Annotated in this window: 20 protein-coding genes and 2 pseudogenes; 12 read left to right on the forward strand and 10 right to left on the reverse strand. The window is 66.9% G+C overall.

The window, feature by feature from the left end; genetic code table 11:
- Positions 1-403: 403 nt before the first annotated feature.
- Together CHC08_RS25605 and CHC08_RS25610 are read right to left on the reverse strand one after the other, a co-directional pair.
- Positions 404-652, reverse strand: a complete 249-nt coding sequence (locus CHC08_RS25605; RefSeq protein ID WP_218825482.1) for a hypothetical protein — start codon at positions 650-652, stop codon at positions 404-406.
- An 88-nt stretch (positions 653-740) separates the two neighbouring features.
- Positions 741-1,676, reverse strand: coding sequence for a quinone oxidoreductase family protein (locus tag CHC08_RS25610; protein ID WP_218825472.1), 936 nt, complete (start codon positions 1,674-1,676; stop codon positions 741-743).
- Between the two features lie 104 nt (positions 1,677-1,780).
- On the opposite strand from CHC08_RS25610, the gene CHC08_RS25615 reads away from it, so the two are divergent.
- From CHC08_RS25615 to CHC08_RS25625, 3 genes are all read left to right on the forward strand, one after another.
- The gene (locus tag CHC08_RS25615) at positions 1,781-2,260 is read left to right on the forward strand and encodes a MarR family winged helix-turn-helix transcriptional regulator (RefSeq protein ID WP_089209921.1); all 480 of its coding nucleotides are present in this window, start codon (positions 1,781-1,783) and stop codon (positions 2,258-2,260) included.
- A 525-nt stretch (positions 2,261-2,785) separates the two neighbouring features.
- Positions 2,786-3,415, forward strand: coding sequence for a DinB family protein (locus CHC08_RS25620; protein WP_089209922.1), 630 nt, complete (start codon positions 2,786-2,788; stop codon positions 3,413-3,415).
- Positions 3,416-3,651: 236 nt separating this feature from the next.
- The gene (locus tag CHC08_RS25625) at positions 3,652-4,215 is read left to right on the forward strand and encodes a dihydrofolate reductase family protein (protein WP_089209923.1); all 564 of its coding nucleotides are present in this window, start codon (positions 3,652-3,654) and stop codon (positions 4,213-4,215) included.
- A gap of 317 nt (positions 4,216-4,532) precedes the next feature.
- On the opposite strand, the gene CHC08_RS25630 is transcribed toward CHC08_RS25625, so the two are convergent.
- Positions 4,533-5,540 carry an RNA polymerase subunit sigma-70 gene (locus tag CHC08_RS25630; protein WP_089209924.1) on the reverse strand — a complete coding sequence of 336 codons (1,008 nt, stop codon included), beginning with the start codon at positions 5,538-5,540 and terminating at the stop codon, positions 4,533-4,535.
- 326 nt (positions 5,541-5,866) lie between these two features.
- Here CHC08_RS25630 and CHC08_RS25635 point away from each other — a divergent pair, with 326 nt between their 5' ends.
- Positions 5,867-6,892: a hypothetical protein gene (locus CHC08_RS25635; protein WP_089209925.1), complete on the forward strand. Its 1,026-nt coding sequence runs from the start codon at positions 5,867-5,869 to the stop codon at positions 6,890-6,892.
- A gap of 266 nt (positions 6,893-7,158) precedes the next feature.
- On the opposite strand, the gene CHC08_RS25640 is transcribed toward CHC08_RS25635, so the two are convergent.
- Positions 7,159-7,863, reverse strand: a complete 705-nt coding sequence (locus tag CHC08_RS25640) for a GntR family transcriptional regulator (protein ID WP_089209969.1) — start codon at positions 7,861-7,863, stop codon at positions 7,159-7,161.
- Positions 7,864-8,014: 151 nt separating this feature from the next.
- On the opposite strand from CHC08_RS25640, the gene CHC08_RS25645 reads away from it, so the two are divergent.
- Entirely contained in the window at positions 8,015-8,548 is a 534-nt protein-coding gene (locus tag CHC08_RS25645) for a YbhB/YbcL family Raf kinase inhibitor-like protein (protein WP_089209926.1), read from the forward strand.
- Between the two features lie 8 nt (positions 8,549-8,556).
- On the forward strand, positions 8,557-9,249 hold the full coding sequence (locus CHC08_RS25650; protein ID WP_089209927.1) for an iron-dependent transcriptional repressor DtxR: 693 nt from the start codon (positions 8,557-8,559) through the stop codon (positions 9,247-9,249).
- Between the two features lie 616 nt (positions 9,250-9,865).
- Here CHC08_RS25650 and CHC08_RS25655 read toward each other — a convergent pair.
- The gene (locus CHC08_RS25655; protein WP_089209928.1) at positions 9,866-10,330 is read right to left on the reverse strand and encodes a MerR family transcriptional regulator; all 465 of its coding nucleotides are present in this window, start codon (positions 10,328-10,330) and stop codon (positions 9,866-9,868) included.
- A 134-nt stretch (positions 10,331-10,464) separates the two neighbouring features.
- Here CHC08_RS25655 and CHC08_RS25660 point away from each other — a divergent pair, with 134 nt between their 5' ends.
- The gene (locus CHC08_RS25660) at positions 10,465-11,190 is read left to right on the forward strand and encodes an SDR family oxidoreductase (protein WP_089209929.1); all 726 of its coding nucleotides are present in this window, start codon (positions 10,465-10,467) and stop codon (positions 11,188-11,190) included.
- A 172-nt stretch (positions 11,191-11,362) separates the two neighbouring features.
- Here the strand turns inward: CHC08_RS25660 and CHC08_RS25665 are convergent, their stop codons facing one another.
- Positions 11,363-12,286: an alpha/beta fold hydrolase gene (locus CHC08_RS25665; protein WP_218825474.1), complete on the reverse strand. Its 924-nt coding sequence runs from the start codon at positions 12,284-12,286 to the stop codon at positions 11,363-11,365.
- A gap of 5 nt (positions 12,287-12,291) precedes the next feature.
- On the opposite strand from CHC08_RS25665, the gene CHC08_RS25670 reads away from it, so the two are divergent.
- Positions 12,292-12,504: a winged helix-turn-helix transcriptional regulator gene (locus CHC08_RS25670; protein WP_245878570.1), complete on the forward strand. Its 213-nt coding sequence runs from the start codon at positions 12,292-12,294 to the stop codon at positions 12,502-12,504.
- A gap of 692 nt (positions 12,505-13,196) precedes the next feature.
- Here the strand turns inward: CHC08_RS25670 and CHC08_RS25675 are convergent.
- The gene (locus CHC08_RS25675) at positions 13,197-14,417 is read right to left on the reverse strand and encodes a GAF domain-containing protein (RefSeq protein WP_218825476.1); all 1,221 of its coding nucleotides are present in this window, start codon (positions 14,415-14,417) and stop codon (positions 13,197-13,199) included.
- Positions 14,418-14,652: 235 nt separating this feature from the next.
- Here CHC08_RS25675 and CHC08_RS52800 point away from each other — a divergent pair.
- A pseudogene (locus CHC08_RS52800) lies at positions 14,653-15,006 on the forward strand (transposase); the annotation flags it as partial.
- A 389-nt stretch (positions 15,007-15,395) separates the two neighbouring features.
- Here CHC08_RS52800 and CHC08_RS25690 read toward each other — a convergent pair.
- The 3 genes and pseudogenes from CHC08_RS25690 to CHC08_RS25700 form a co-directional block, all read right to left on the reverse strand.
- Positions 15,396-15,614, reverse strand: a pseudogene (locus tag CHC08_RS25690) (VOC family protein); the annotation flags it as partial.
- 122 nt (positions 15,615-15,736) lie between these two features.
- Positions 15,737-18,034, reverse strand: coding sequence for a catalase (locus CHC08_RS25695; protein ID WP_089209931.1), 2,298 nt, complete (start codon positions 18,032-18,034; stop codon positions 15,737-15,739).
- A 411-nt stretch (positions 18,035-18,445) separates the two neighbouring features.
- Entirely contained in the window at positions 18,446-18,721 is a 276-nt protein-coding gene (locus CHC08_RS25700) for a DUF2795 domain-containing protein (protein ID WP_179282205.1), read from the reverse strand.
- A 229-nt stretch (positions 18,722-18,950) separates the two neighbouring features.
- Between CHC08_RS25700 and CHC08_RS25705 the strand changes: the two genes are divergently transcribed.
- The 3 genes from CHC08_RS25705 to CHC08_RS25715 all read left to right on the forward strand — a co-directional run bounded on the left by CHC08_RS25705 (position 18,951) and on the right by CHC08_RS25715 (position 21,546).
- Complete coding sequence (locus CHC08_RS25705) at positions 18,951-19,568, forward strand: NAD(P)/FAD-dependent oxidoreductase (protein WP_245878567.1); 618 nt, start codon at positions 18,951-18,953, stop codon at positions 19,566-19,568.
- Positions 19,569-20,000: 432 nt separating this feature from the next.
- Positions 20,001-20,861, forward strand: a complete 861-nt coding sequence (locus CHC08_RS25710) for an alpha/beta fold hydrolase (RefSeq protein ID WP_089209934.1) — start codon at positions 20,001-20,003, stop codon at positions 20,859-20,861.
- Positions 20,862-21,114: 253 nt separating this feature from the next.
- Positions 21,115-21,546 carry a Fur family transcriptional regulator gene (locus CHC08_RS25715; RefSeq protein ID WP_089209935.1) on the forward strand — a complete coding sequence of 144 codons (432 nt, stop codon included), beginning with the start codon at positions 21,115-21,117 and terminating at the stop codon, positions 21,544-21,546.
- Positions 21,547-21,556: the final 10 nt, after the last annotated feature.

The raw sequence follows: 21,556 nt of genomic DNA on the forward strand, positions 1-21,556 counted from the left end.
TCAGGTCCTTGCTGGTGATGGGTTAGAGGGTCTGCGGCGACCTGGGGCTGAGCTTGGCCATGAGCGCTCGGAGGGCTCCTTCGCCGCCTGGTTATCTTCTTGGCCCACAGGAGGAAGTGCTGATCTTGTCGTAGTGAGGCGTCGGTGTCGGCCTCGCCGCGGAGCATCTCCGCGATGGTGGGGTATCGGGAAGCGATGGTTGCTAGCGCTGACATGACGTGGCGGCGTTGCTCGCTTTCTTGCTCGGCCAGATGGGCTTGCCAGACCTGGACCGCCGCGACGGGTAGCAGGGCTGCGGCGGTGCAGCACGTTCCCGCGCCACATCAGCAAGAGCTGGCTTTGACCCCGGCGCGGTGCCGTCCCCGCCATCGGCGACGACCGCACGAACCGCCCGGCGAGGCTGTCATACCGGTGTGGAGACCAGCGGGGCGTCCCTGCGCTGCTGACGACGGGCCAAGGGGGCCAGCATGCGCTGGACGATGAAGTACTCGGCTACGAGGACGTTACCCAGGATGGACGCCCATACGGCGGTGGTATAGGCTCCGGCCCGGCGCAGTGCGACGTAGCGCCGGACCGTGTGATGATCGCAGCCGACGAGTTCGGCGGCTTTGTGGTAGCTGCCGGTCAGATCGTAGGCAGCCAGAATCTCCATGATGTCCAGGTCGGTCTTCATCGAATCCGTCCGGCGCTCCGGGGTGCTTGCGGTAGCCGACAGCACCCCAGGCAGACCCGGACTGACGTCATCCGATCCGGACGATGCTCTTGCCGCGGGTCGCTCCGCCGGCGAGGTCGGCGATGGCGGTCTCGACGTCGGCCAGCTCGTATTCGGCGGTGATATCGATGCTGACCTTGCCGTTCCCGACCAGTTCCAGCGCGCGGCGTGCGCTGTCGGCGAGCCGCTCGGGGTGGGTCTGGCTGAGTAGGTTGCTGTTGTAGGTCAGCATCGACGTGCCCTGCGTCAGCAGATCGTTGACCGAGACCGAGACCGGCTCGAAGGTAGCGATGTTGCCGTAGACCACGGTCCGGCCGTGCGGGGCCAGGTGTTTCAGGTTGGCCAGCCGAGCCGGGCCGCCGATGGGGTCGAGAATCACATCGAAGTGCTCCCCGTCCAGTGCCTGGGGGAATTCTTCGCGGCTGAGCGCCTGGTCATAGCCGAGTTGCCGCGCGTAGTCGACCTGTTTCGGATTGCCCACGATGCCTACGACCCGCCCCGCACCGGCGGCCCGGGCGAACTGCCCCGCGAGCGTACCGACTCCGCCGGCTGCCGCGTGGATCAGGACGCTCTGGCCCGGTCGGACACCCGCGACAGTGTTGATCAGGTCGTAGGCGGTGGAGGTGACCCAGCCGAACGCGGCGGCGGTCCGTGAGTCCACGGTGGGCGCCGCGATCGCCAGGACCGAGGCAACGACGACGACTTCCGCGAAGCCACCTGAACTGGTCAGCGCGATGACCTGCTCATTGACACGTGCTGGATCGACGCCCTCGCCAACCGCGATGATCTGCCCGGATGCCTCGAAGCCGGGCACGAAGGGACGAGGAGTCGGGAAGTGGCCATTAAGGATGAGGACATCCCCCCACTGAACACCCGCGTAAGCGACGCGGATCACTACTTCCCCGCGCCCAGGGGTGGGCTCGGCGATCTCGGTCACGCGCATCTGATTGTCGGTGGCGAGCACGGCAGCCTTCATAATTCACAACTTTCTTGGTCGACTCAGTATTCTGATACTCGGACGATAGTGAGTCTCAGGAAGCTGAGTCAAGTGAGAAAGCTGTGACAAGTATGGTCGAGGTGTCCGCCCAGGAATACCTATGCTCAAGGATCCGCCGCGCCGAACAGGCTCTGATGGCTCATCACGAAGCTGTCCTGCGTGCTTACGGGCTGGCCATGACCCAGTACACGGTGCTGCTCACCCTCTCCCGCGAGGAAGGCATGTCCGGCGCCCAACTGGCCCGCGCCTGCGGCGTCACCCAACAGAGCATGGCCACGGTCCTCACCGGTATGCAGGCCAAGGGCCTCATCGACCGGCAGCCATCACCCGTGCACGCCAAGGTCATGATCGCCACCCTCACCGACGTCGGCCAGCACCTCCTCGACGAGGCATACCAAGAAGTCAACGTGCTTGAAAAAGCCTTCGTCGACACGTTCACCCCGGCCGAGCACAGGCAGTTCTGCGATCTGCTCGATCGAGCCACCGAAACTCTGATCGAGCAGACCCTCCGCCCCACCAAGTCACCATCCCATCGCCCCCCATCAACCTGAATCGAGCCGGGGAGAACCGCTGTCCGCCAGCCTGCTACATCCCGTGTCCGCGGCTGGGATTTGCCACGAGGTGTCAGTGCGCAGGCCAGAGCGTCATCACGCATCAGGCGCAGGACACTAGGTGGCCGATGCTGTAGGGCATCACCGGGATGGCGCACGAAAGCGGGGTGAGCTCTCATTGCACGTTTGAGTCCCGCAGCCGAGCCCCGATACCCGTCGGCAGCGAGGGCTTGCCGTAGCTCGGCTGGGTCAGCGCCCGGTCACAGCGGGCCGGGTGGCGTGCGGCGAGCTGATCCAGATCAGCTACCGGTCTCGGCTCGGTGGGCGAGGTCGCAACACTGAAGAAGAGCTTGCGGCACATCTCCGAGAAGAAGAAGCAGGCCGACCGCCTGCGCTGGCATGCCGAACACGGGGAGGGAAAAACCGGTGCTCTCAGCTGACAGCCGTTATCAGGACGTGCGTGCCACTTGGGGAGTACTGGTCGCATGTTGAGCCCACCGGCGGCGCGTGACAGGCTCGTGCACCATGATCGATGATTTCGCGAAAGAGTACCTGCACAGCGATCTGCGAGAGATACGCGAGACGATGCTCTGGAAGCTCGACGGGCTCGGCGAGTACGACATCCGCCGGCCCCTGACCTCGACGGGTACCAACCTTCTCGGCCTGGTCAAACACCTGGCGATCTGGGAGTCCAGATACTTCGGCGAGGTGTTCGACCGACCGTTCCCCGAACCTCTGCCCCGGTGGGACGACGCCGGAGAGCGCGGCGCCGACATGTGGGCGACCGAGAACGAGACGCGCGAGGAGATCACCGACCGCTACTGTCGCGTCTGGGAGCACTCAGCCGCGACCATAACCGCCCTCGCCATCGACTCCCCTGGATACGTGCCCTGGTGGCCCCGCCCCAACGTGAAGCTGTTCAACATCCTGGTCCACATGCTCACCGAGACCAGCCGGCACGCAGGACACGCCGACATCCTGCGCGAACACGTCGACGGTGCGACGGGGACAACAGCCCCACACGCGACTCCGCGGCACGACTCGGCCTTCTGGGAAGCCCAGCACACGAAGATCGAGCGAGCCGCCAAAGCGGCCGTCACCGAACTCGGCCAGGAACGTCAGCCCTTCACGACGCCGCGAGTTCAACCTCAATAGTGGGGAAGGCCTTCCCGTCCGACGGCAGCAGCGGTCGGGGAGAGTTGGCCATGGGTGCGCCGCTGCCCGTGCGAGGGTGAAATCGAGATCCGGTGAGTGGTGCTCGAGCCCAGCCGAGTACGCCGTACTGAGTCCAGAACCCGGGGGACTATCTGCGGACGCAGATCGCGCACCGATTAGGTTTCCGCGCCGCGCCCGTCTGTACGTGTGAGATCGACTCACGAGAGGCTGGCACGATGCGGAAACTGATCTTCGGCATGAACCTGAGCCTGGACGGCTACATCGCCGCGCCCGGCGACGACCTCGGCTGGAGCGTACCGAGCGACGAGCTGTTCCAGTGGTGGTCCGACCGTGTGGGGGCGACCGGCCTGGCGCTGTACGGGCGCAAACTGTGGGAGACGATGAGCTCCCACTGGCCGACCGCCGACCAGCAGCCCGGCGCCACACCGGCGGAGATCGAGTACGCCCGCCGCTGGCGGGACATGCCGAAGGTGGTGTTCTCCTCGACGACCAGCACGGTCGACTGGAACACCCGCCTGGTCACCGGCGACGCGGTCACCGAGATCACCCGGCTCAAGGCCGAGGACGGCGGCCCCATGGACATCGGCGGCGCCACGCTCGCCGGGGCGGCCATGCGGGCCGGGCTGATCGACGAGTACGTGCTGGTCACCAACCCGGTCCTGGTGGGCGGCGGCACGCCGTTCTTCACGGCGCTGGACAGCCGGGTGAACCTGACCCTGGTGGAGACGCGGACGTTTCCCGGCGGCGTGATGCTGACCCGATACGAGACGAGGCGATGAGCACGGGCCAGATGCTCGGCTCGTGAGGCCGGGTCGAAATCCTTCCTGGCGTGCTCACCGTGACCCTCGGCTATGAGGGAACCTTCCCCGGCCCCTTCCTTGCGTTCCGAGTGAGCTGTTGACCGACTCGCTGGAGATGAGGACGACGGCGTCGTTGATCATGATGATGTTCTTCGGATGCCCCGCCGGCAACGCCGGCGGGGCGGTGGTGTTCGAGTTGTCGCGTTGATGTTCAGCTGGCCGGGGTGCTCATTGCGCGGTGACTTCGGTGACGGCGGCCCGTGCGCTGGATTCGTCGACGATGGGGACTTGTCTGATCACAGTGTCGGGGGCAGGCCCAGCCATGGTTTGTCGGTGGCGTCGAATCCGGTGAGCTCGGCGATCTTCCCGTCGACGATGTGCAGGACCGCGATGGTAAATAGCCGGTACTCCGGGTCGTCGGGGGTGCGGAGATACAGCGCGGCGGCAGGCATGCGGTTGACCGTCGTGGTGATACAGCGCCAGTCGTCGTGGCCGGGCTGGAAGAGCCCACCGGAGACCCAGCCGTCCACCGCGTCCTTGGCCGTGATGACCAAGGTGCCCGCCTCGGGCAGCATCACGAAGCGCAGGTCGTCGCGCAGCAGGGACATCAGCCCGTCGAGGTCGTTGCGCTCATGGGCGTCGATATACGACTTCACCACGCCGCGCTCGTCATCCGACAGCTCGTGGGTGGTAGGGCTCCGCCAGTCGAGGCGGCGGTCGGGTAGCTGCTCGCGCATCGTCACGCGCGCCCGCTGCAGTGCGCTGGTCACCGATGCGACGGTCAGATCGAGGGCGTCGGCGACCTTCGACGCCGGCCAGCCGAGGACGTCGCGCAGGATGAACACCGCCCGCTGCCGCGGCGGCAGGTGCTGAACGGCGACGATTAACGCCAGCTCGATTGTCTCCCGCGCCACCACCGATTCCTGCGGGTCCTCGGGGAGCATCCGGTCGGGGTACGGCTGCAGGTACAGCACCTCGGAGCCGGGGTCCGGCAGCTCGGATGGTATGGGTGTGCGGTCGTTGCGCTTCTCCAGGAAGTCGAGGCAGGCGTTCGTCGCGATCCGGTACAGCCAGGTCCGCAGCGCGGCATGACCCTTGAACGACTCCCGCTTGTTCCACGCTCGCAGGAACGTCTCCTGCGTCATGTCCTGGGCGTCCTCGTAGTTCGCGAGCATCCGGTAGCAGTGCACCTGCAGCTCACGGCGGTGGCGCTCCGTGAGGAGTGCGAACCTCGCCGTGTCGTCTGAGCGGGCCGCCGCGATGAACGTGGCCTCGTCGGCGCCCAGCAGTCTAGCGTCGGTCATAGTCATCAATCCTTTCACCGGTGCGAGGGGCTACCAGAACTGACGACGTGGCGGAGGATTTCTGATCGGTGAATCTGATCGGTGAAGCCGCTGACACCAGGCCGTTCGTCGGGCCGGGTGGGTCGGGTCGATCCAACGGAACCACACCAGATGACACCGGCTGACTGAGGGCTGACGGGTAAGGACGGAAGAGGCAGGGATCGGCCGGCCTTCGAGACAGGAAGTTCACCTCTTTGGACCGCAGGGACATCAGCGGATCCGGCATCCTGTGAAAAGCCTGAGAGGCATTCAGCGCCATCTCAGGATGAGTTCGACATGATTCGGACATGACCCAAAAGGCGGCTGATTCGGCGCACCTTGGTCTTGGCACACGATGGAGTACCGCGCGCAAGCTCGCGGGCTATGGGGCGGCCTCGACGATGTCTCTCTATCTTGTCGTCAAGGTCATCTGGGTTCTCAGCGCCCTCTTGAGCAATGGGCCGAAGGATCCCGGCACCAGCACCGCCGACTGGGTGACTCTCAACATGGTCACAGTGGGGATGTCAGCGATCGGGGTCGCGCTGGGACTAGCGCTGGCACAGCAATGGGGACGTCGAATCCCCGCCCAGCCGCTGATCTTTCTCGCGTGGACGGGCGCGGGCTTCCTGATCCCGATGGTGCCGTACATGGTGGTGAGCGCTGTGCTCAGCGCGGCCGGAATCAGCGCTGGCGGCGAGGACGGCGGCACGTCCGGCGGTGGCCAGGTGATGCCGGCGTGGGAGATGGTCTTCATCTCGGTGGGGTTCGCCGGGATGGCGGTGGGGCTGGCGATCGCTCTGCCGATCTATATGCGGGAGCGCTGGCCGGACGCATTCGTGGGCCGTCTTGGGAACGACCTGATCACAGTGGCCCCGGCCCGCTCGCCGCGGGACCTGTGCATGGTGCGGGCGGTGCTGGCGGTGAGTTCGGCGCTGGGACTGTTGTGGCTGTACTGGGCGATCGGCGGGACGCTCGGTTTGGACCTCGCACATCGCGAAATGGACCTGAATGAGCGTTTGCTGAGCGGCAACTCGGGGATCTGGGCGTTCATCGGCGCTTGGAGCATCTGGGTTGTCACCACCCGTCAGCATGCCGCCCGGCTGCCACTGTGGGTTCCGATGTCCTTGGCCTTCGCCGCGTCAGGATCGCTTTTCGCCTGGAGCGGCTGGAAACTCTCCATGGCGGTGCTGAGGCCAGGTGGTTACATGCCCCCAGAACACCCTGTCGTCACGCTGGTCCAACACGCCTTCGCCATCGGCGCGGGTATCGCCATCCTGGCCGGACTCGTGCAGACCTACCGCGACCGCGCCGCCAACCGGTCGACACAGGTATGAGGGTTCGACCCACGGCGCCTGCTGCGACAGCCACCACCCGCCGCTCCGAATGGCTGCGCGTCTACCGGGACACCTGGGGCTTCGTCTCCCTGGTCCTGCGTCAGACGTCCGACTGACCCTGGATAAGCCCTGGTATCCAAGCTCAATCTCGACAGCTCGCAGCGTGCCGTGAGCACGGGTGTGCCTTCCCGGTCGGCGCTGCGAACGCCGGCCTACTCGGTGACCATCAAAGGCTCATTCGGGAAGGTACGCCCTCCCTGTGCCTCTCAGGGTTGATCCACAAGTCTTGAGCATTGCTCGCCGGTCAGTTCAGCGGCGGTCTGGGTGAGGTGCCGGGCCAGTACCTCGGCCGCGGTGTCGGCGTCGCGGGCCAGCGCCGCCTCCTCCAACTGACGGTGCTCACCGGCGCCGTCCCGGCCGGGGGCGCGGTGTCCCGAGAAGCGGCGGGCCAGCTCGCTCGCGGTCCACATCCGGTCGAAGGTCTCCAGCAGGACAGGGTTGCCGCAGCCCTCCAGCAGGGTGCGGTGGAAGACCCGGTGGGCTTCGGCCCATGCGTCGCTGTAGTACTCGCCCTCCTGTGGCACGTGCGTCGGGGTACGGGCCAGGCGGTGGTGGGCGGCGCGCACGCGGGCCTCCCAATCGACGTCGCCGTGCTCGATGGACATGCGTAGCACGACCGGCTCGATGGTCCGGCGGGCCTCGGCGATCTCCTGCCAGCGGCGGTCGGAGAAGGCCGGGACGGCAAAACCGCGGTTGGGCAGCCGGTCGGCCAGGCCCTCGCCGACCACCCGCACGAGTGCCTCGCGCACGACGGCCAGGCTCACGCCCTGCTGTTTGGCGAGGTCCTGCGGTTTGAGGGCGGCGCCGGGGGCGTAGTCCCCGTGCATGATCGCGTCTCGCAGGTGCGCGTAGACCTGCTCGGAGAGCATCTGCTTGCCCGGCGAGGTTGAGGAGTGGGTCGTCTGGGTCATGTCGGACATCATAGACGATCGATTTGATAATCGATTATTTGTGTTATGGTCGATTAATGGCGGACGAAAGAGGGCGACACACCCGTGCTTGCGGCCCTCCGTCGACCGCATCACCACCACCCCCGGTACGACATGAAAGGAACGACGCGATATGAGCGCCAACGACCCCTTCGCCCGTCTTCCCAAGGCGGCGTCCTTCACCGCGACAAGCACCACCGTCACCGATGGTGCTCCCTGGGCACCGGAACAGTTCTCCTCCGGCGTCCCCGGCGGCAAGGACCTCTCCCCTCAGCTGTCGTGGAGCGGTGCCCCGGAGGGCACCAAGAGTTATGCCATCACCGTCTATGACCCCGACGCCCCCACCGGGTCGGGGTTTTGGCACTGGGCGGTCGCCGACATCCCCGCCACTGTCACCGAGCTGCCCGAGGGTGCCGGCGACGACACCGGCTCAGGTCTACCCGAAGGCGCCTTCCAACTGCCCAACGACGCCCGCGCGGCCCGCTTCATCGGCGCCGCCCCGCCGGCCGGGCACGGCCTGCACCGCTACTTCATCGTGGTGCACGCCCTCGATGTCGAGACCATCGGCGTCCCGGCCGACGCCACCCCGGCCGTCCTCGGTTTCACCATGGCCGGCCACATCCTCGGCCGCGCGGTCCTGACCGCCACCGCCGAAACCTCCGCCTGACGGGCAACATGTCCCAGCTCATCGACACCACCGAGATGTATCTCCGCACCATCCTGGAGCTCGCGGAGGAAGGCATGGTCCCCATGCGCGCCCGTATCGCCGAGCACCTGCACCAGAGCGGCCCCACCGTCAGCCAGACCGTCGCCCGCATGGAGCGCGACGGTCTGCTGCACGTCGCCAGCGACCGGCACCTGGAGTTGACGGAGGAGGGCCGGCGGATCGCCACACGGGTGATGCGCAAGCACCGGCTCGCCGAGTGCCTGCTCGTCGACGTGATCGGGCTGGAGTGGGAGCAGGCTCACACCGAAGCCTGCCGCTGGGAGCACGTGATGAGCGAGGCCGTCGAACGCCGCGTCCTGGAGTTGCTGCGGCACCCGACACAGTCGCCCTACGGCAACCCGATCCCGGGCCTGGAGGAGCTCGGCGAGAACAGCATCACCGATCCGTTCCCCGACGAGAGCACGGTCAGTCTCAGAGACCTTAAGCCCGGGCTCAACGGCACGAGCGTGGTCGTGCGGCGCATCGGGGAGCCGATCCAGACCGACCTTCGGCTGATGTACACCCTGCGGCACGCCGGAGTACAGCCCGGCGCCGTCGTGAGCGTGACATCGTCGCCGGGCGGCGTGACGGTCGGCAGCGGCGGGGAGACTGCCGAACTTCCTGCTCAGAGCGCTGCGCACGTCTTCGTGGCCAGGCGCTGAGCCCAGCCGGACGCCAGCCCATTGTCATGGCTCGTCCAAGCACGAGGGTGGCTCCCGGCCCCGATCGGGGCCGGGAGCCACCCTCGTTGCGGCACCCCGCGATGTCATCGCGGGGAGAGATCACCAGAAAATACACCGATTCCATCTGATTCGTCGTGCGCATCACCGCAGGTAGCGGCCTCAACCGCTACCCACCGTTCCAATCCTCCTCACAGGCCACCGTAACGGCGTCCTTTTCCCGAACATGTCCCCAGCCGCCAACTAGCGGTGCGGTCCTGTTCTCGGAAGTGCCGAGCTGAGGTTTCGCCTCTCAGCCGTGCGTGTTCTCGGAAGTCATGGCCGTCTCCGCTTCCGAGAACACGATCTTCTCGGCAGCTCGGTGACCTGCGCGGATCGGCTTACCTTGGAGCTGAGGCCGCGTTCGGGAGGAGGACGCCAAGACCGAGTTGCCGAGGCGCGGCCGCGTCTGGTGATCCGCCCGCTGCTGTTGCGCTTTGCGACGGTCGTCGGCTCCTCGGCGAGCTTCTATCTGCTGCTGTCAGTCGTCCCGGCGTACGCGCAGAGTGCGCCGGGCGGGGGCAGCGACAAGGCAGGCCTGGTCTCCGCTGTGCCATGGTCACATGGTGATGAGCGTGGCTGACGCAACGAGAGCCTCAGTCGGGCCAGGTGCAGTCCGCGTTGCGTCGGCAGGGTTGTACGGCGCCCAGGCGGGCTCACGGAGGGCAGGGCAGTGTTCGGGAGTTGGATGGTTCGCGATGTCGATCATGCGGTCGAGAGCGTCGCGTGCGGCAGCAAGGTCGGCCATGGCGGCGGTGATGCGGTTGCGCTCCGATGCCAGCAGCTCGAAGGCCTTGGGGGAGGCGTGCCCGGTATCGACGCAGGGCAGCAGTTGCAGGATGGTCCGGCTGGGCAGGCCGGCGGTGAAGAACTGCTGGATCAGCCGGACACGTTCGACGGCTGACTCGGGGTAGGTTCGCTGGCCGCTGGGGGTGCGTTCCGAGGTGAGCAGACCCTGCTCTTCGTAGTACCGGAGAGCTCTGGTGCTGACCCCCGCCTGGTGTGCGATCTCGCCTATCCGCATCTGCGTCTTCCTCTGATTCCGGCTTCGCGGTTCTCGACTTGACCCTGACGTCAATGTGAGGTTTTAGGGTAGCCGATGCCGGGCCGGATGCGGCCCGCCGAACCCGAGAGATCTACGCAGGAAGCAAGGAACCCATGAACGTCACCGACCAGATCGCCCTCGTCACCGGAGCCAACCGCGGTATCGGCCGTCAGTTCGTGCTCGAACTGCTCGAGCGTGGGGCGAGCAAGGTCTACGCGACGGCTCGCCGCCCCGAGAGCCTCGACTTCGACGACACCCGGGTGGTGCCGCTGCGACTCGACATTGTCGACCACGAGTCCGTCATCGCGGCAGCGGCGACCGCGCGGGATGTGACCCTCCTCGTCAACAACGCCGGCATCGCGACCGGTGCCGTCCTCGTCACGGGTGACCTGGACGAGATCCACCGCGAGATGGACACGCACTTCTGGGGCACGCTCGACGTGATCCGCGAGTTCAGCCCCGTCCTCGCGGCCAACGGCGGAGGTGCAATCGTGAACGTCCTGTCGGCGCTGTCGTGGTTCGCCGGCCCGGGTACCGGCTCGTACTCCGCTGCCAAGGCTGCGGAGTGGAACATGACGAACGGCGTCCGTCTCGAGCTCGCGGCTCAGGGCACGCTCGTCCAAGGCGTCCTCCTCGGCGCCGCCGACACGGACATCATGGCCGGATACGACGGACCCAAGATCGATCCCCGCGACGTGCCGCGCCGCTCGCTCGACGGCCTGGCCGCCGGCTCGATCGAGGTGATCGTCGATGACTGGACCGCAATGGTGAAGGCGTCGCTCGTCGGCGACCCCGCCGCGTTCTACGCACAGATCACCGAGTTGCTCGGGGCGAGTTGAGTCCACGCCGCGATCGGTTCCTCCGGCTCCCACTCCCGACGCACCCGACCCGCCCTCCACGGGGCTGAGGAACATTCGAGCAGCCATTGGCGGTAGCGAAGGTTCCGCTTCTAGTGCTGGCGTGCGCGGCCCCGCTTCCGGCAACCGCCGCGGGTCCGTGCGCGCCGAGGATTCACACGTGGCCCGGGTGAGGATCGACCGTGGGCCCCGCCAAGGCGAGGAATGGTTCCAGAAGGCCGAGCAGTGCGTCGGGGCGGTGCAGGGGGATGATGTGGCCGCAGTCCTCGATGGTGTGGCCGACGAGATGGTCGGCCATCGGCCGTAGTTGCTGTTCGAGTGCCCTGCCCACGGGGTGGGCGCCGATGGCCATGGTGGGTACGGTCAGCCGGCCCGTACGGGCGGCTTCCTGGATCTGCCGGGCACTGGAGGGCAGCGCACGGTAGTACGAGAAGACGCAGCGCAGGGCCTCGGTTCCGGTGTACGCGTGGACGAACGCGTCACGGATGGCGGGTTCTACGCCCTGTCCGAGGGTGCCGGCGTTGAGGAACCAGTCGATGTACTGCTCTTCGTGCCCGGTGAGTACGGATTCCGCGAGGCCGGGTTCGGTGTGGAAGCCGAACCACCATGGTGGGCCCGCGGTGAGGAATTCCTCACCGCCTGGCAGTGTGGCCAGGAGTGACTCCATGACCACGAGCTGTCGGACGAGGCCGGGGCGGCGCATGGCAAACAGGAAGGCCGGCGGTGTGCCCGCGTCGATGCCGATCACGGCTGCGGAGTCCTCGCCGAGAGCGTCGAGGAGGGCTTCGGCGTCGGTTGCGAGCGTGCCGGCGTCGTAGCCGTCTTCCGCTCGTGAGCTCGCGCCGAGTCCTCGCAGGTCGGATGCGATCACGCGGTATCGCCCGGCGAGCCGGTCCAGGACGGCGGTCCATAGTTGCCAGGTGTGCGGGAAGCCGTGGAGGAGCAGGACGGCCGGGCCCTCGCCGGCCAGGGCGACGTTGAGGTCGACGCCGTTGACCCTGATCCGCCGGAGTTCGACGCCGGGTCCCGGAGGAGGTGCGATTCGCGGAACTGCAGCGCAGGATGACCGGAGTCTCACAGAAGATGCTGTCGGTCACCCTCCAGGGGATGACTCGTGACGGCCTGGTCAGCCGCCGGGTGGAACCGTCGGTGCCGCCACGTGTGTACTACCGGCTCACTCCGCTCGGCCTGTCACTGGAAGGGCCGCTGGCTGCGGTCCGCGTATGGGCCGAGGAACACATGGCCGAGGTCGACCGCGCCAACCAGCGACACCAAGAACACACCACCGACGACTGACGACCGCAAGTCAGCAGGCGCAGGCTTCTGCCAGTGGACACCGTGTCGCGGTGCATCCGCAACCGCGCGGCGATCTCGATGTTGTCCCCACCAGCCGCGCACGCCAGCATGATCTTGGATCGCATCGCCAGGACCTGCGGGGACCTACCTCGCCGCGCCCAGCGCTCCAGGATCACCCGCTCCTCATCCGAGAGCGTTACCGGCCTTGGTACTGGTGAGGTCTCCTATTCAGCTGTCGCGAGTTGTCGTTCCCGTTGGGTCTGATGGTGACCTTCCGTGTTCCCCTGCGGCGTAGCGGCTCCATGCTCCGCCGCCTTCCCGAAGGAGCCGGGCGGTGGTCTGGTCCGCGCACCGGCCGAAGGGCGTCAGGGGACGACCCGGGGGCCGGGCCGTTGGGATCAGCTCCAGGACATCGACACTCACACCATCTGGACGGGTAGCTGAACTCCGGCGGTGCAAGCCGTCCTGGCCGGCGACCCCAAGACCACATCGCCGGCCGGGGAGCCACTGCCCCCCGCATGAGCAGGCGTTCTCTGCCAAGGCGGCGCCCAGCGCCGGACGGGCCATCCTCGAACGGGGCCGGCACGCGACTCCTCGGCTTCACCACCACGACAAAAACCTCAACGAAGAGGACCTTCCACCAACCATCTTGCTTCCCACCCGCCGTACCGCCCGTCTCGGGCTAGCCCAGGTCAGCGGTTGAGATAGGCGGCCAGCCCGCCGGACTCTTCGTTGGCGATGAACACCGGCTTCACGTTGAAGAGGGCTTCATCGACGTGGGCGATGCAGCCCCACGCCGAGTCGCCCCATGAGTCGGCGACCTTGATCTCGGCCGGTGCGGTGCATCCGGCGGCACCGCCGAGCTGGCACTTCTCGGGGTGGGGGGCGGTGGCCTGGAGGGCCGCGGCGGTGCGGATGCGGGCGGCGAGTTCGGCGGCGGAGCCGGCGCGTTGTTCGGCTTCAGCGCGCAACTGCTGCTCGGCGCGGACCGCTTTGGCCAGTTCCTCCAGGGCTGAGCGGGCGCTCGCCTCGGCGGCGAGTTTGGCCTGTTCGATGTGGTGGCGTTCGATCGCCAGAGCGGCGGTGTCGGTGAACAGGCGGGCCAGGGCGAGGTCGGCGTCCTGGGGTGCGCGGGGAACGGGGTGGTACATGGCGAAGGTGCCCAGCAGGCTGCCGTCGCGGGCCAGGATCGGCGTGGACCAGCAGGCGGCCAGGCCCGCGGGCTCGGCCAGGTGACGGAAGTCGGCCCAGAACGGGTCGGTGGCGATATCGGTGACGATGACCTGTTCGCGCCGGTAGGCGGCGGTGCCGCACGAGCCCACGCCCTCGCCGGTGGCAATGCCGTCGATGGCCTGGTTGTAGAAGTCGGGCAGGCTGGGGGCGGCGCCGTGGCGCAGATGCCGGCCATCGGAATCGGCCAGCAGCACCGAGACCAGCACCCGGTGCGGCGCCAGGTCCTCGATGCAGCGGGCCATTCCCTCCAGGACCTCGGCCAGGGGCACCTGGCGGGCGATCTGTTCCACCAGAGCCCGATGTTCGGCCATCAGCCGCTGGGCGTGTTTCACCTGAGTGGTCTCCACACCGATCACCCGGACCCCGGTCGCGGTGCCCTCGGCGTCGCGCCGCGGCTCGTATGTGAAGTCGAAGAACACCTCCCGCGCCTGCGGGCCGGCGCCCAGCACGATCCTGACGTCCCGGCCGGTACGCGACTCACCAGTGCGGTAGACCCGGTCCAGCGCCTCAAGGAAGCCATGGCCGGCAAGCTCGGGCACCAAGTCGACGACCGGGACCCCGGTGCGCGCCCGTTTCTGACCGAAGGCGGCAAAAAACGCCGGGTTCGCCGTCTCCACCACATGCGCCGGTCCCGCCAGCAAGGCGAACACCGCGATGGACTGCCCGAACAGCGCCCGCAAGTCCTCCTCGCCAGCCTGCCCGGTACCTGCCGGCCCCGCCGCATCCGGTCCCTGGTCCGATACCGACGTCATAATCTGGTTGGCCTTTCAAGGTGGACAAAACCGGAAATCGACAGCACCGGCCAGTGCAGGCTACCGCCCCAACCCCGAAGCATCCCCTCGAACGCAGCTCAGCGACTAAGAACCGTGGCACCAGTCGCTATGAAGGAATACCTTCCTGAGCTGCAGAAACGTTGCGTTTGACGGCGCCCCGATCTACGTCATCCCGGACAACCTGTCCGCGCACAAGGGCGAGCGGATCCGTCGCCGGGCCAACAAGCACCGGGTCGAGCTCTGTTTCATCCCGACCTACGCCTCCTGGGCCAACCCGATCGAGGCGCACTTCGGACCGCTGAGATAATTCACCATCGCCAACTCCAATCACCCCAACCACCCCGTGCAGACCCGGGCTCTGCACGCCTACCTGCGCTGGCGCAACGCAGGCGCCCGTCACCCCGACGTCCTCACAGCCCAACGCCGCGAGCGCGCCCGCGTCCGAAGCGAGAAGGGACTGCGCTGGGGAGGACGACCTCTGGCTGCCGCAGCCTGACCTACCGCGTGGCCCGCAACGCCGCCGAGATCTGGGTGACATCCAGGTCGACGACCTCCTCGCCATCCCATACACCGCGCGAGGTGATCGCCAGGCCGATCAACGCCAGCTCGGCGGCATCGTCACGCAGTTCGTACTCTTCGCGGCTCTCCTCCCGATCCCACCCGACTCCTCGCGATCCCAGGCAGCGACCGCCGGCTCAGCCACGGACCGGGGCAACCGCACCCGGATCCGACTGATCTGGGGATCGAGATGAGCCCCGATCGCCGCCGGCACGGTCCGGTCCTGCTGATACCTCACATACTGCTCGCGATCTTCCACAAGCCGAGGGTACTCAGGCCCAACCACGTCACCGATCCCAAAGCCGGTGAACGTATGCGGTCAGAGCACTAGGTAACGAAAATGCAGAACGGATGGCCAGCCAAGTCGGCGTACACGCGGAGGGGCTCCTCGGGATCGTCGCTGCGGTCCAACAGCAGCCGACCGCCGAGGCGCAGGACACGTTCATGCTGAACCTGCAAGCTCTCAACCGAGTCCACGGTCAAGTCCAAGTGCAGCTGCTGTGGCACCTGACCCTCCGGCCACGTCGCTTCCGGCAGCTGATCGACGTGCTGGTTCGGCGGGCCACCAGTCGCATGAACAGGCCGTCATCCCTACCGGTCGAGCGGCGGGGATGGCGGGTCCCGGCCGTTTTCCCTCACCAGGGGCCGGAACCCGCGCTGCGCAGCGGTCAGACGATGTCGGCCGCGGTGGGGAAGCGTTCCCAGACCCGGTGCCGTCCCAGCAGCCGGACGACCTCCTGCAGCGCCGCCTCGCCGCTGTCTGCGACGAGCACGCCGGGCGCCGCCGTGTCGATCCCCGCGGCGGTGAGTGCCTGCTCGGCGTCCGCCCAGCCGCCGAGCGGCTTGGCGTGGCGGAACGCCTCGCTGAGCATCAGCAGCACTCGCGGGTCGATGAGCGCTCCGGCGGGCGTTCCGTTGCCGGCCTTGGCGTCCCGGGCGCCGTAGGCGTCCTTGCCCGGTGCGGGCGCGCCGGCCAGCAGCAGGGCGTCGAACTCGACGGAGCGGGCTGTGGCGAACGTGCGCTGCACGGTGACAGGATCACTGCTGTCGGCGCCGAGTAGGCCGCCCGCCGCGGAGATGACCAGCGGCACCATGCCGCCGTCCAGGACCTGCTGGCGGACGGCGCGGACCACCTCCAGATCGCTGCTGTCGCCGGCGACGATGCCGATGATCCGCCCCGTGGTGGGCCAGGTCCGCCCGAGCTGCGACAGCGCGGGGCTGGGCTCGACCGATGGCAGCGGGCCCGCCGACGTGGGGGCCGGCAGGCCCAGGCCCTGGGCCACCTGCTGGCACAGGTAGGGGTCGATCTCGGCGAGCACCCTCAGGGTGCGCTCCTTGATCGCCTGTTCGTAGACCTTGCCGAGTTCGAAGGCGTACGCGGCGATGACGTGCTCGCGCTCCACCGGGGTCAGACTCAACCAGAACTGGCGAGGCTGACTGAAGTGGTCGGCGAACGACGCCGGAGCCTCACGCACCTTCCCTGCCGCGGGCACCTGCACGGGCGTCTCCCGGTACCCACCCTCCTGTTGCCCGGCGAAGAAGGGACAACCGCCGTCCAGCGAGTTGGGCTTGTAGGGTGCGACACCGGAGTGCACCGCCGTCTGGTGGAAACCGTCACGCAGCATGTCGTTGACCGGGGCGTGCGTGCGGTTGATCGGGATCTGCGCGAAGTTGGGGCCGCCCAGACGGGTGATCTGGGTGTCCAGATAGGAAAACAGGCGTCCTGCGAGCAGCGGGTCGTCGGTGATGTCGATGCCGGGCACCAGATGGCCCGGATGGAAGGCGACCTGCTCGGTCTCGGCGAAGTAGTTGACCGGGTTGGCATTGAGAGTGAGCAGGCCGACCGGCTGGACCGGTGCCAGCTCCTCGGGCACGATCTTCGTCGGATCCAGCAGGTCGATACCCTCGAAGGTCTGTTCGGGGGTATCGGGAAAGACCTGGATGCCCAACTCCCACTGCGGATAGGCCCCGGCCTCGATCGCGTCGGCCAGATCACGCCGGTGAAAATCCGGATCCACGCCGTTGATCAGCTGCGCCTCCTCCCACAGCAGTGAATGCACCCCGGCCTTGGGCTTCCAATGAAACTTCACCAGCGTCGTCGCCCCCGCGGCGTCGATGAGCCGGAAGGTGTGGACACCGAAGCCCTCCATCGTCCGGTAGGAGCGGGGAATGCCGCGATCGGACATGTTCCACAACGTGTGGTGGGTGGCCTCGGTGTGCAGGGAGACGAAGTCCCAGAACGTGTCATGGGCGCTTTGGGCCTGGGGGATCTCCCGGTCCGGGTGCGGCTTGCCCGCGTGTATGACGTCGGGGAACTTGATCGCGTCCTGGATGAAGAACACCGGGATGTTGTTGCCCACCAGGTCGAACACGCCCTCGCCGGTGTAGAACTTCGTCGCGAAACCACGCGTGTCACGCACGGTGTCGGCCGACCCCCGCGACCCCAGTACCGGCGAGAAACGCAGGAAGATCGGGGTTTGGACGTCCTCGGCGAGGAATGCCGCCTTGGTCACCGTCGCGGCCGTGCCGTACGCGCGAAAGACGCCGTGTGCGGCGGCTCCACGGGCGTGCACGACGCGCTCGGGAATGCGCTCGTGGTCGAAATGCATGATCTTCTCGCGCAGGTGATGGTCCTGCAGCAGCACCGGTCCGCGCGGACCGGCCTTGAGCGAATGATCGGTGTCTGCCAGCCGCAGGCCCTGAGCCGTCGTCAGATACTCGCCTGTCTGCGCCCGTGCCGCCGGTGGCACGTCGGTGGCCTGCCCCGTGGCGGTGAACGCCTGCGGTCCGCTCTGATCGGGCTTGGGCGCCGGAGGCTCCCGGGGCTCGGTCGGCTCATCCAGCGATGGTGATTCGCTGCCCGGCCTACCGGGAATCGTGCCGGACGGTCCACCGCCGGACACGGCATCGACCACCGTGTCGATGACCTTGTCGACCGTTTCCTTCACCGGATGAGACTCTTCCATCGTTTCCCCCTTGAGCTGTGGCGACAGGAGACTGTCACCGTTATCGAGAATCGAGTTCGGCTCTCAGCACGCCGAGGCGCTGGGAGCGCAGGCCGAACCATCGGAAACCAGCGGTGGCGCTGCGCCGCATTTCTGCTTCGGCACATGGCCGAGGCCCGGCGCTCACCGAAGGACCTAAGCGAGGCCGCATAGGTCGCGGGCGACGTCCTGGCCGCTGCCCGCGACCTATGCGGCCGAGGTGCGTACATCTCATGCCCGCGACGCGCCCGGACATCGCGACGGTCGCGCTCCTCACACGATCGAGCGGTCTTCCGGTCAGGACAGGATCGGGAGTCGGCCAGTGAATGTATCTGCGGCGATGGCGAGCACGGCCTGCGCACGCGGCGGAGCCGCGCTAACCACCCGCCGGCCTCAGCCCTGTCCCTTCTCCTCCTTGCCGTATCCGAGCGTCTCTGCCACGTCCGCCATATTGGTGAAGGTCCGCTCCGGCAGGGACCGGAGCGCGTCGATCACTGAATCGGGCGCGTTTTGCTCCTCGGCACGGGCCAGCAGAGTGGCACGGTCAGTAGGGAAGACACCGGCGCCGCTGATCCATCTGGCCAGATCACTGCGAGCCTCCGCGCCCTGCGCGCTGATGCCTTGCGGCGTACCTGGCTCGTGGTCGGGCGTACGGGATGTGGATGCCATATCGTCCTTCTTCAACATGGTCACGGACGGAGACCCCACTGTTCACGCCCTGGGATATCCGTTCCTGACAGGTCTGTGAGACGCGTGCGGGTATTGCTCGTCCAAACGTGCCGTGCCCGCCTCTCCACACTCCATGATCGACGCCTATTTCCATATGCGACCCGACCCTTACCCGTCCTATCGTGGGCAAACATCAAATCGACGCAGGTTTGCGCTTTACCGATCGGTGATGAACAGGCAGATCAACCAAGCTCGGCGCCGCGGTTCAGTGGTGCTCGCTGCCGTTTTTCCGCATGCCTTGGCTGAACCCCATCAGGTGCTCGTCTCCTTGATCGGGCCGGTTGCGGCCGGCCTCTATGCTCGCTCCCAGCAGGAGGCGATCGAGCACCTCATCTCCACCGCCGCCGATCTCGGCATCGACTGCGGCCTTGAACGGGTGCCCGCTCTCACCTACACCGAATCAATCGACGATCTTGTCCGGTTGCAGGCGGAGGCCGAGGCCGCCGCACAGGCCGGGTTGCCGGCCTCCTTCGTGACCGAGAGTTCGCTACCTTTCCCGATCGCCGGCGCGGTGCGGGTGGAGGACCAGGCCCAGTTCCATCCTCGCGCCTACCTCCTCGCGCTCTCGGAGGCGATGACCGCCTCCGGTACGCTCGTCTTCGAGGGAACACGTGTCGTCGGCCTGAATGAGGGCAATCCCTGCCGCCTCACCACGTCCGCCGGGATGACCATCACGGCAGGAGACGTGGTGGTGGCCACGCATTATCCGATCTTCGACCATGCCCTGCTGTTCGCCCGGATGCAGCCGCACCGGGAGTTGGTCGTCGCCGCCACCTTCGGAAGGTGAACCGCCCGAGTGGAACATCCTTGCTGATGTGCCATGCCGCCCCGATAACTGAGAGCTTGGCCATAGCGAGGGTTTTAGCGGCAAAATCATTTCGCACTGAAGCATGGACCGGCCCGAGGTTGCCTGATCAATGGTGACCCGCGAGACGCTTCGCTGTGCCGATCACCATTCTCCAGTCAGCCCGTTCTGCCCGAGCACGAATCGGCCAGCAGTCGGTAGACCTCTTGATGCTGTCCTCACCGTGAACTCGGCCGTGGCAGGAGTTCACCATGTTCTCGCAGGTCGAGTAGCACTTATCCTGCTCGGTTTCGTCAGCGAATGGGGGTGAGGTGCTCCTCGATCGAACCCAGGATCGATTCTCGGACATGATCACGCTGCGGCGCACGTCACAGATCGATGATTATCGAGCCGCGCCTGGGGGATATCGAGGCGATGTTTGAAGGCTTCGAGGCGAGACCGGTCCGGGTCGGGGAAGCGTCCATCTTTGTTCGCTACGGCGGGGAGGGGCCGCCGGTGCTGTTGCTGCATGGTCATCCTCGGACCTCCGCGACATGGCATCGCGTCGCACCTCGCCTGGTCGCGCGCGGCTTCACGGTCGTCTGCCCTGACCTGCGAGGATACGGTCGCTCGCGCGGCCCCGCACCCACTGCCGACCACTGCGGGCACTCCAAGCGCGCCGTCGCGAACGACATGGCGGCGGTGATGCGTTCCTTGGGACATACCCGGTTCGCTCTGGCCGGACACGATCGAGGAGGCGCCGTGGCGTTCCGCCTCGCCTTGGATCACCACGACGCGGTGTCTCAGGTGGCGTTGCTGGACTGTCTGCCCATCAGCGAGCACCTGTCTCGCATCACCGCGACGTTCGCGACCCAGTGGTGGCACTGGTTCTTCTTCGCCCAGCCGGACATCCCCGAACGCGTCATCAACGCCGACCCCGACAGCTGGTACCACGGCGACCCGAAGAGCATGGGCCGGGAGAACTACGACGAGTTCCGTGCGGCCACCAGGAATCCCGACGTGGTGCGGGCCATGCTGGAGGACTACCGGGCCGGTCTCACCGTCGACTTGCGCCATGAGGAAGCCGACCGGGCCGCTGGCGTGCGACTGCGGTGTCCCGCTCTGGCCTTGTGGTCACTGCGCGACGACCTCGAAGACCTGTACGGCGACCCGCTGAAGATCTGGCAACACTGGGCCGGTGACCTACGTGGCCATGGGATCGACTCCGGCCACCATGTGGCCGAAGAGGCCCCGGACGCTCTCGCCGCCGCTCTGGGCGACTTCTTCGGCGGCTGATCCAAGACGGGACCATCCGATGGGTCTACCCGCTGGCGGTGACCACCCTGACCACCTGACCGGGGTTGAGGAACCTGCGCCATGCCTCGCCTCGCCTCGCCTCGGGCCGTGACGAAGACGCCGGGTCACAGCCGGATCGGGCTGATCATGAACACGTACACGCATGTGCTCCTGGACATCAGAGGGGACCTATTAAGACATGAATTAGTCAATATATTGAATTATTCATGTTTGTGACGATATACATGGATTTATGACCGCATCCCAGCCCCCGACCACCGCCGAGGAGCTGCGAGGTGCCGGCCTACGGGTGACGGCGGCCCGTGTCGCGCTGCTCGAAACCGTCCGAAACGGTGACCACCTCGGTGTCGAGGCGCTCACCTCGGGAGTGCGTGACCGTATCGGCCAGGTCTCCCTCCAAGCCGTGTACGAAGCCCTCCACGCGCTCACCACCGCGGGGCTCGTCCGCCGTATAGAACCGCCGGGCAGTCCGGCCCTGTTCGAGGGGCGGGTCGGCGACAATCACCACCACATCGTGTGCCGATCGTGCGGTGTGGTCGCCGACGTCGACTGTGCGATCGGTGAGGCGCCCTGCCTGACCGCGTCCAACGATCACGGCTTCGCGATCGACGAGGCCGAGGTCATTTACTGGGGCATATGCCTCAACTGTTCCACCGCTAGCTGATCCGGAAGGA

It is taken from the genome of Streptosporangium subroseum, from assembly GCF_900188345.1.
In the GTDB taxonomy this organism is placed as follows: domain Bacteria; phylum Actinomycetota; class Actinomycetes; order Streptosporangiales; family Streptosporangiaceae; genus Streptosporangium; species Streptosporangium subroseum.

Bases quoted from the DNA above. Each gene is read 5' to 3' on its own strand.
- CHC08_RS25605 (WP_218825482.1), bottom strand. From the start codon at position 652: ATGGAGATTCTGGCTGCCTACGATCTGACCGGCAGCTACCACAAAGCC.
- CHC08_RS25615 (WP_089209921.1), top strand. From the start codon at position 1,781: ATGGTCGAGGTGTCCGCCCAGGAATACCTATGCTCAAGGATCCGCCGC.
- CHC08_RS25620 (WP_089209922.1), top strand. From the start codon at position 2,786: ATGATCGATGATTTCGCGAAAGAGTACCTGCACAGCGATCTGCGAGAG.
- CHC08_RS25625 (WP_089209923.1), top strand. From the start codon at position 3,652: ATGCGGAAACTGATCTTCGGCATGAACCTGAGCCTGGACGGCTACATC.
- CHC08_RS25630 (WP_089209924.1), bottom strand. From the start codon at position 5,540: ATGACCGACGCTAGACTGCTGGGCGCCGACGAGGCCACGTTCATCGCG.
- CHC08_RS25635 (WP_089209925.1), top strand. From the start codon at position 5,867: ATGACCCAAAAGGCGGCTGATTCGGCGCACCTTGGTCTTGGCACACGA.
- CHC08_RS25640 (WP_089209969.1), bottom strand. From the start codon at position 7,863: ATGACCCAGACGACCCACTCCTCAACCTCGCCGGGCAAGCAGATGCTC.
- CHC08_RS25645 (WP_089209926.1), top strand. From the start codon at position 8,015: ATGAGCGCCAACGACCCCTTCGCCCGTCTTCCCAAGGCGGCGTCCTTC.
- CHC08_RS25650 (WP_089209927.1), top strand. From the start codon at position 8,557: ATGTCCCAGCTCATCGACACCACCGAGATGTATCTCCGCACCATCCTG.
- CHC08_RS25655 (WP_089209928.1), bottom strand. From the start codon at position 10,330: ATGCGGATAGGCGAGATCGCACACCAGGCGGGGGTCAGCACCAGAGCT.
- CHC08_RS25660 (WP_089209929.1), top strand. From the start codon at position 10,465: ATGAACGTCACCGACCAGATCGCCCTCGTCACCGGAGCCAACCGCGGT.
- CHC08_RS25670 (WP_245878570.1), top strand. From the start codon at position 12,292: ATGCTGTCGGTCACCCTCCAGGGGATGACTCGTGACGGCCTGGTCAGC.
- CHC08_RS25695 (WP_089209931.1), bottom strand. From the start codon at position 18,034: ATGGAAGAGTCTCATCCGGTGAAGGAAACGGTCGACAAGGTCATCGAC.
- CHC08_RS25700 (WP_179282205.1), bottom strand. From the start codon at position 18,721: ATGGCATCCACATCCCGTACGCCCGACCACGAGCCAGGTACGCCGCAA.
- CHC08_RS25705 (WP_245878567.1), top strand. From the start codon at position 18,951: ATGAACAGGCAGATCAACCAAGCTCGGCGCCGCGGTTCAGTGGTGCTC.
- CHC08_RS25710 (WP_089209934.1), top strand. From the start codon at position 20,001: ATGTTTGAAGGCTTCGAGGCGAGACCGGTCCGGGTCGGGGAAGCGTCC.
- CHC08_RS25715 (WP_089209935.1), top strand. From the start codon at position 21,115: ATGACCGCATCCCAGCCCCCGACCACCGCCGAGGAGCTGCGAGGTGCC.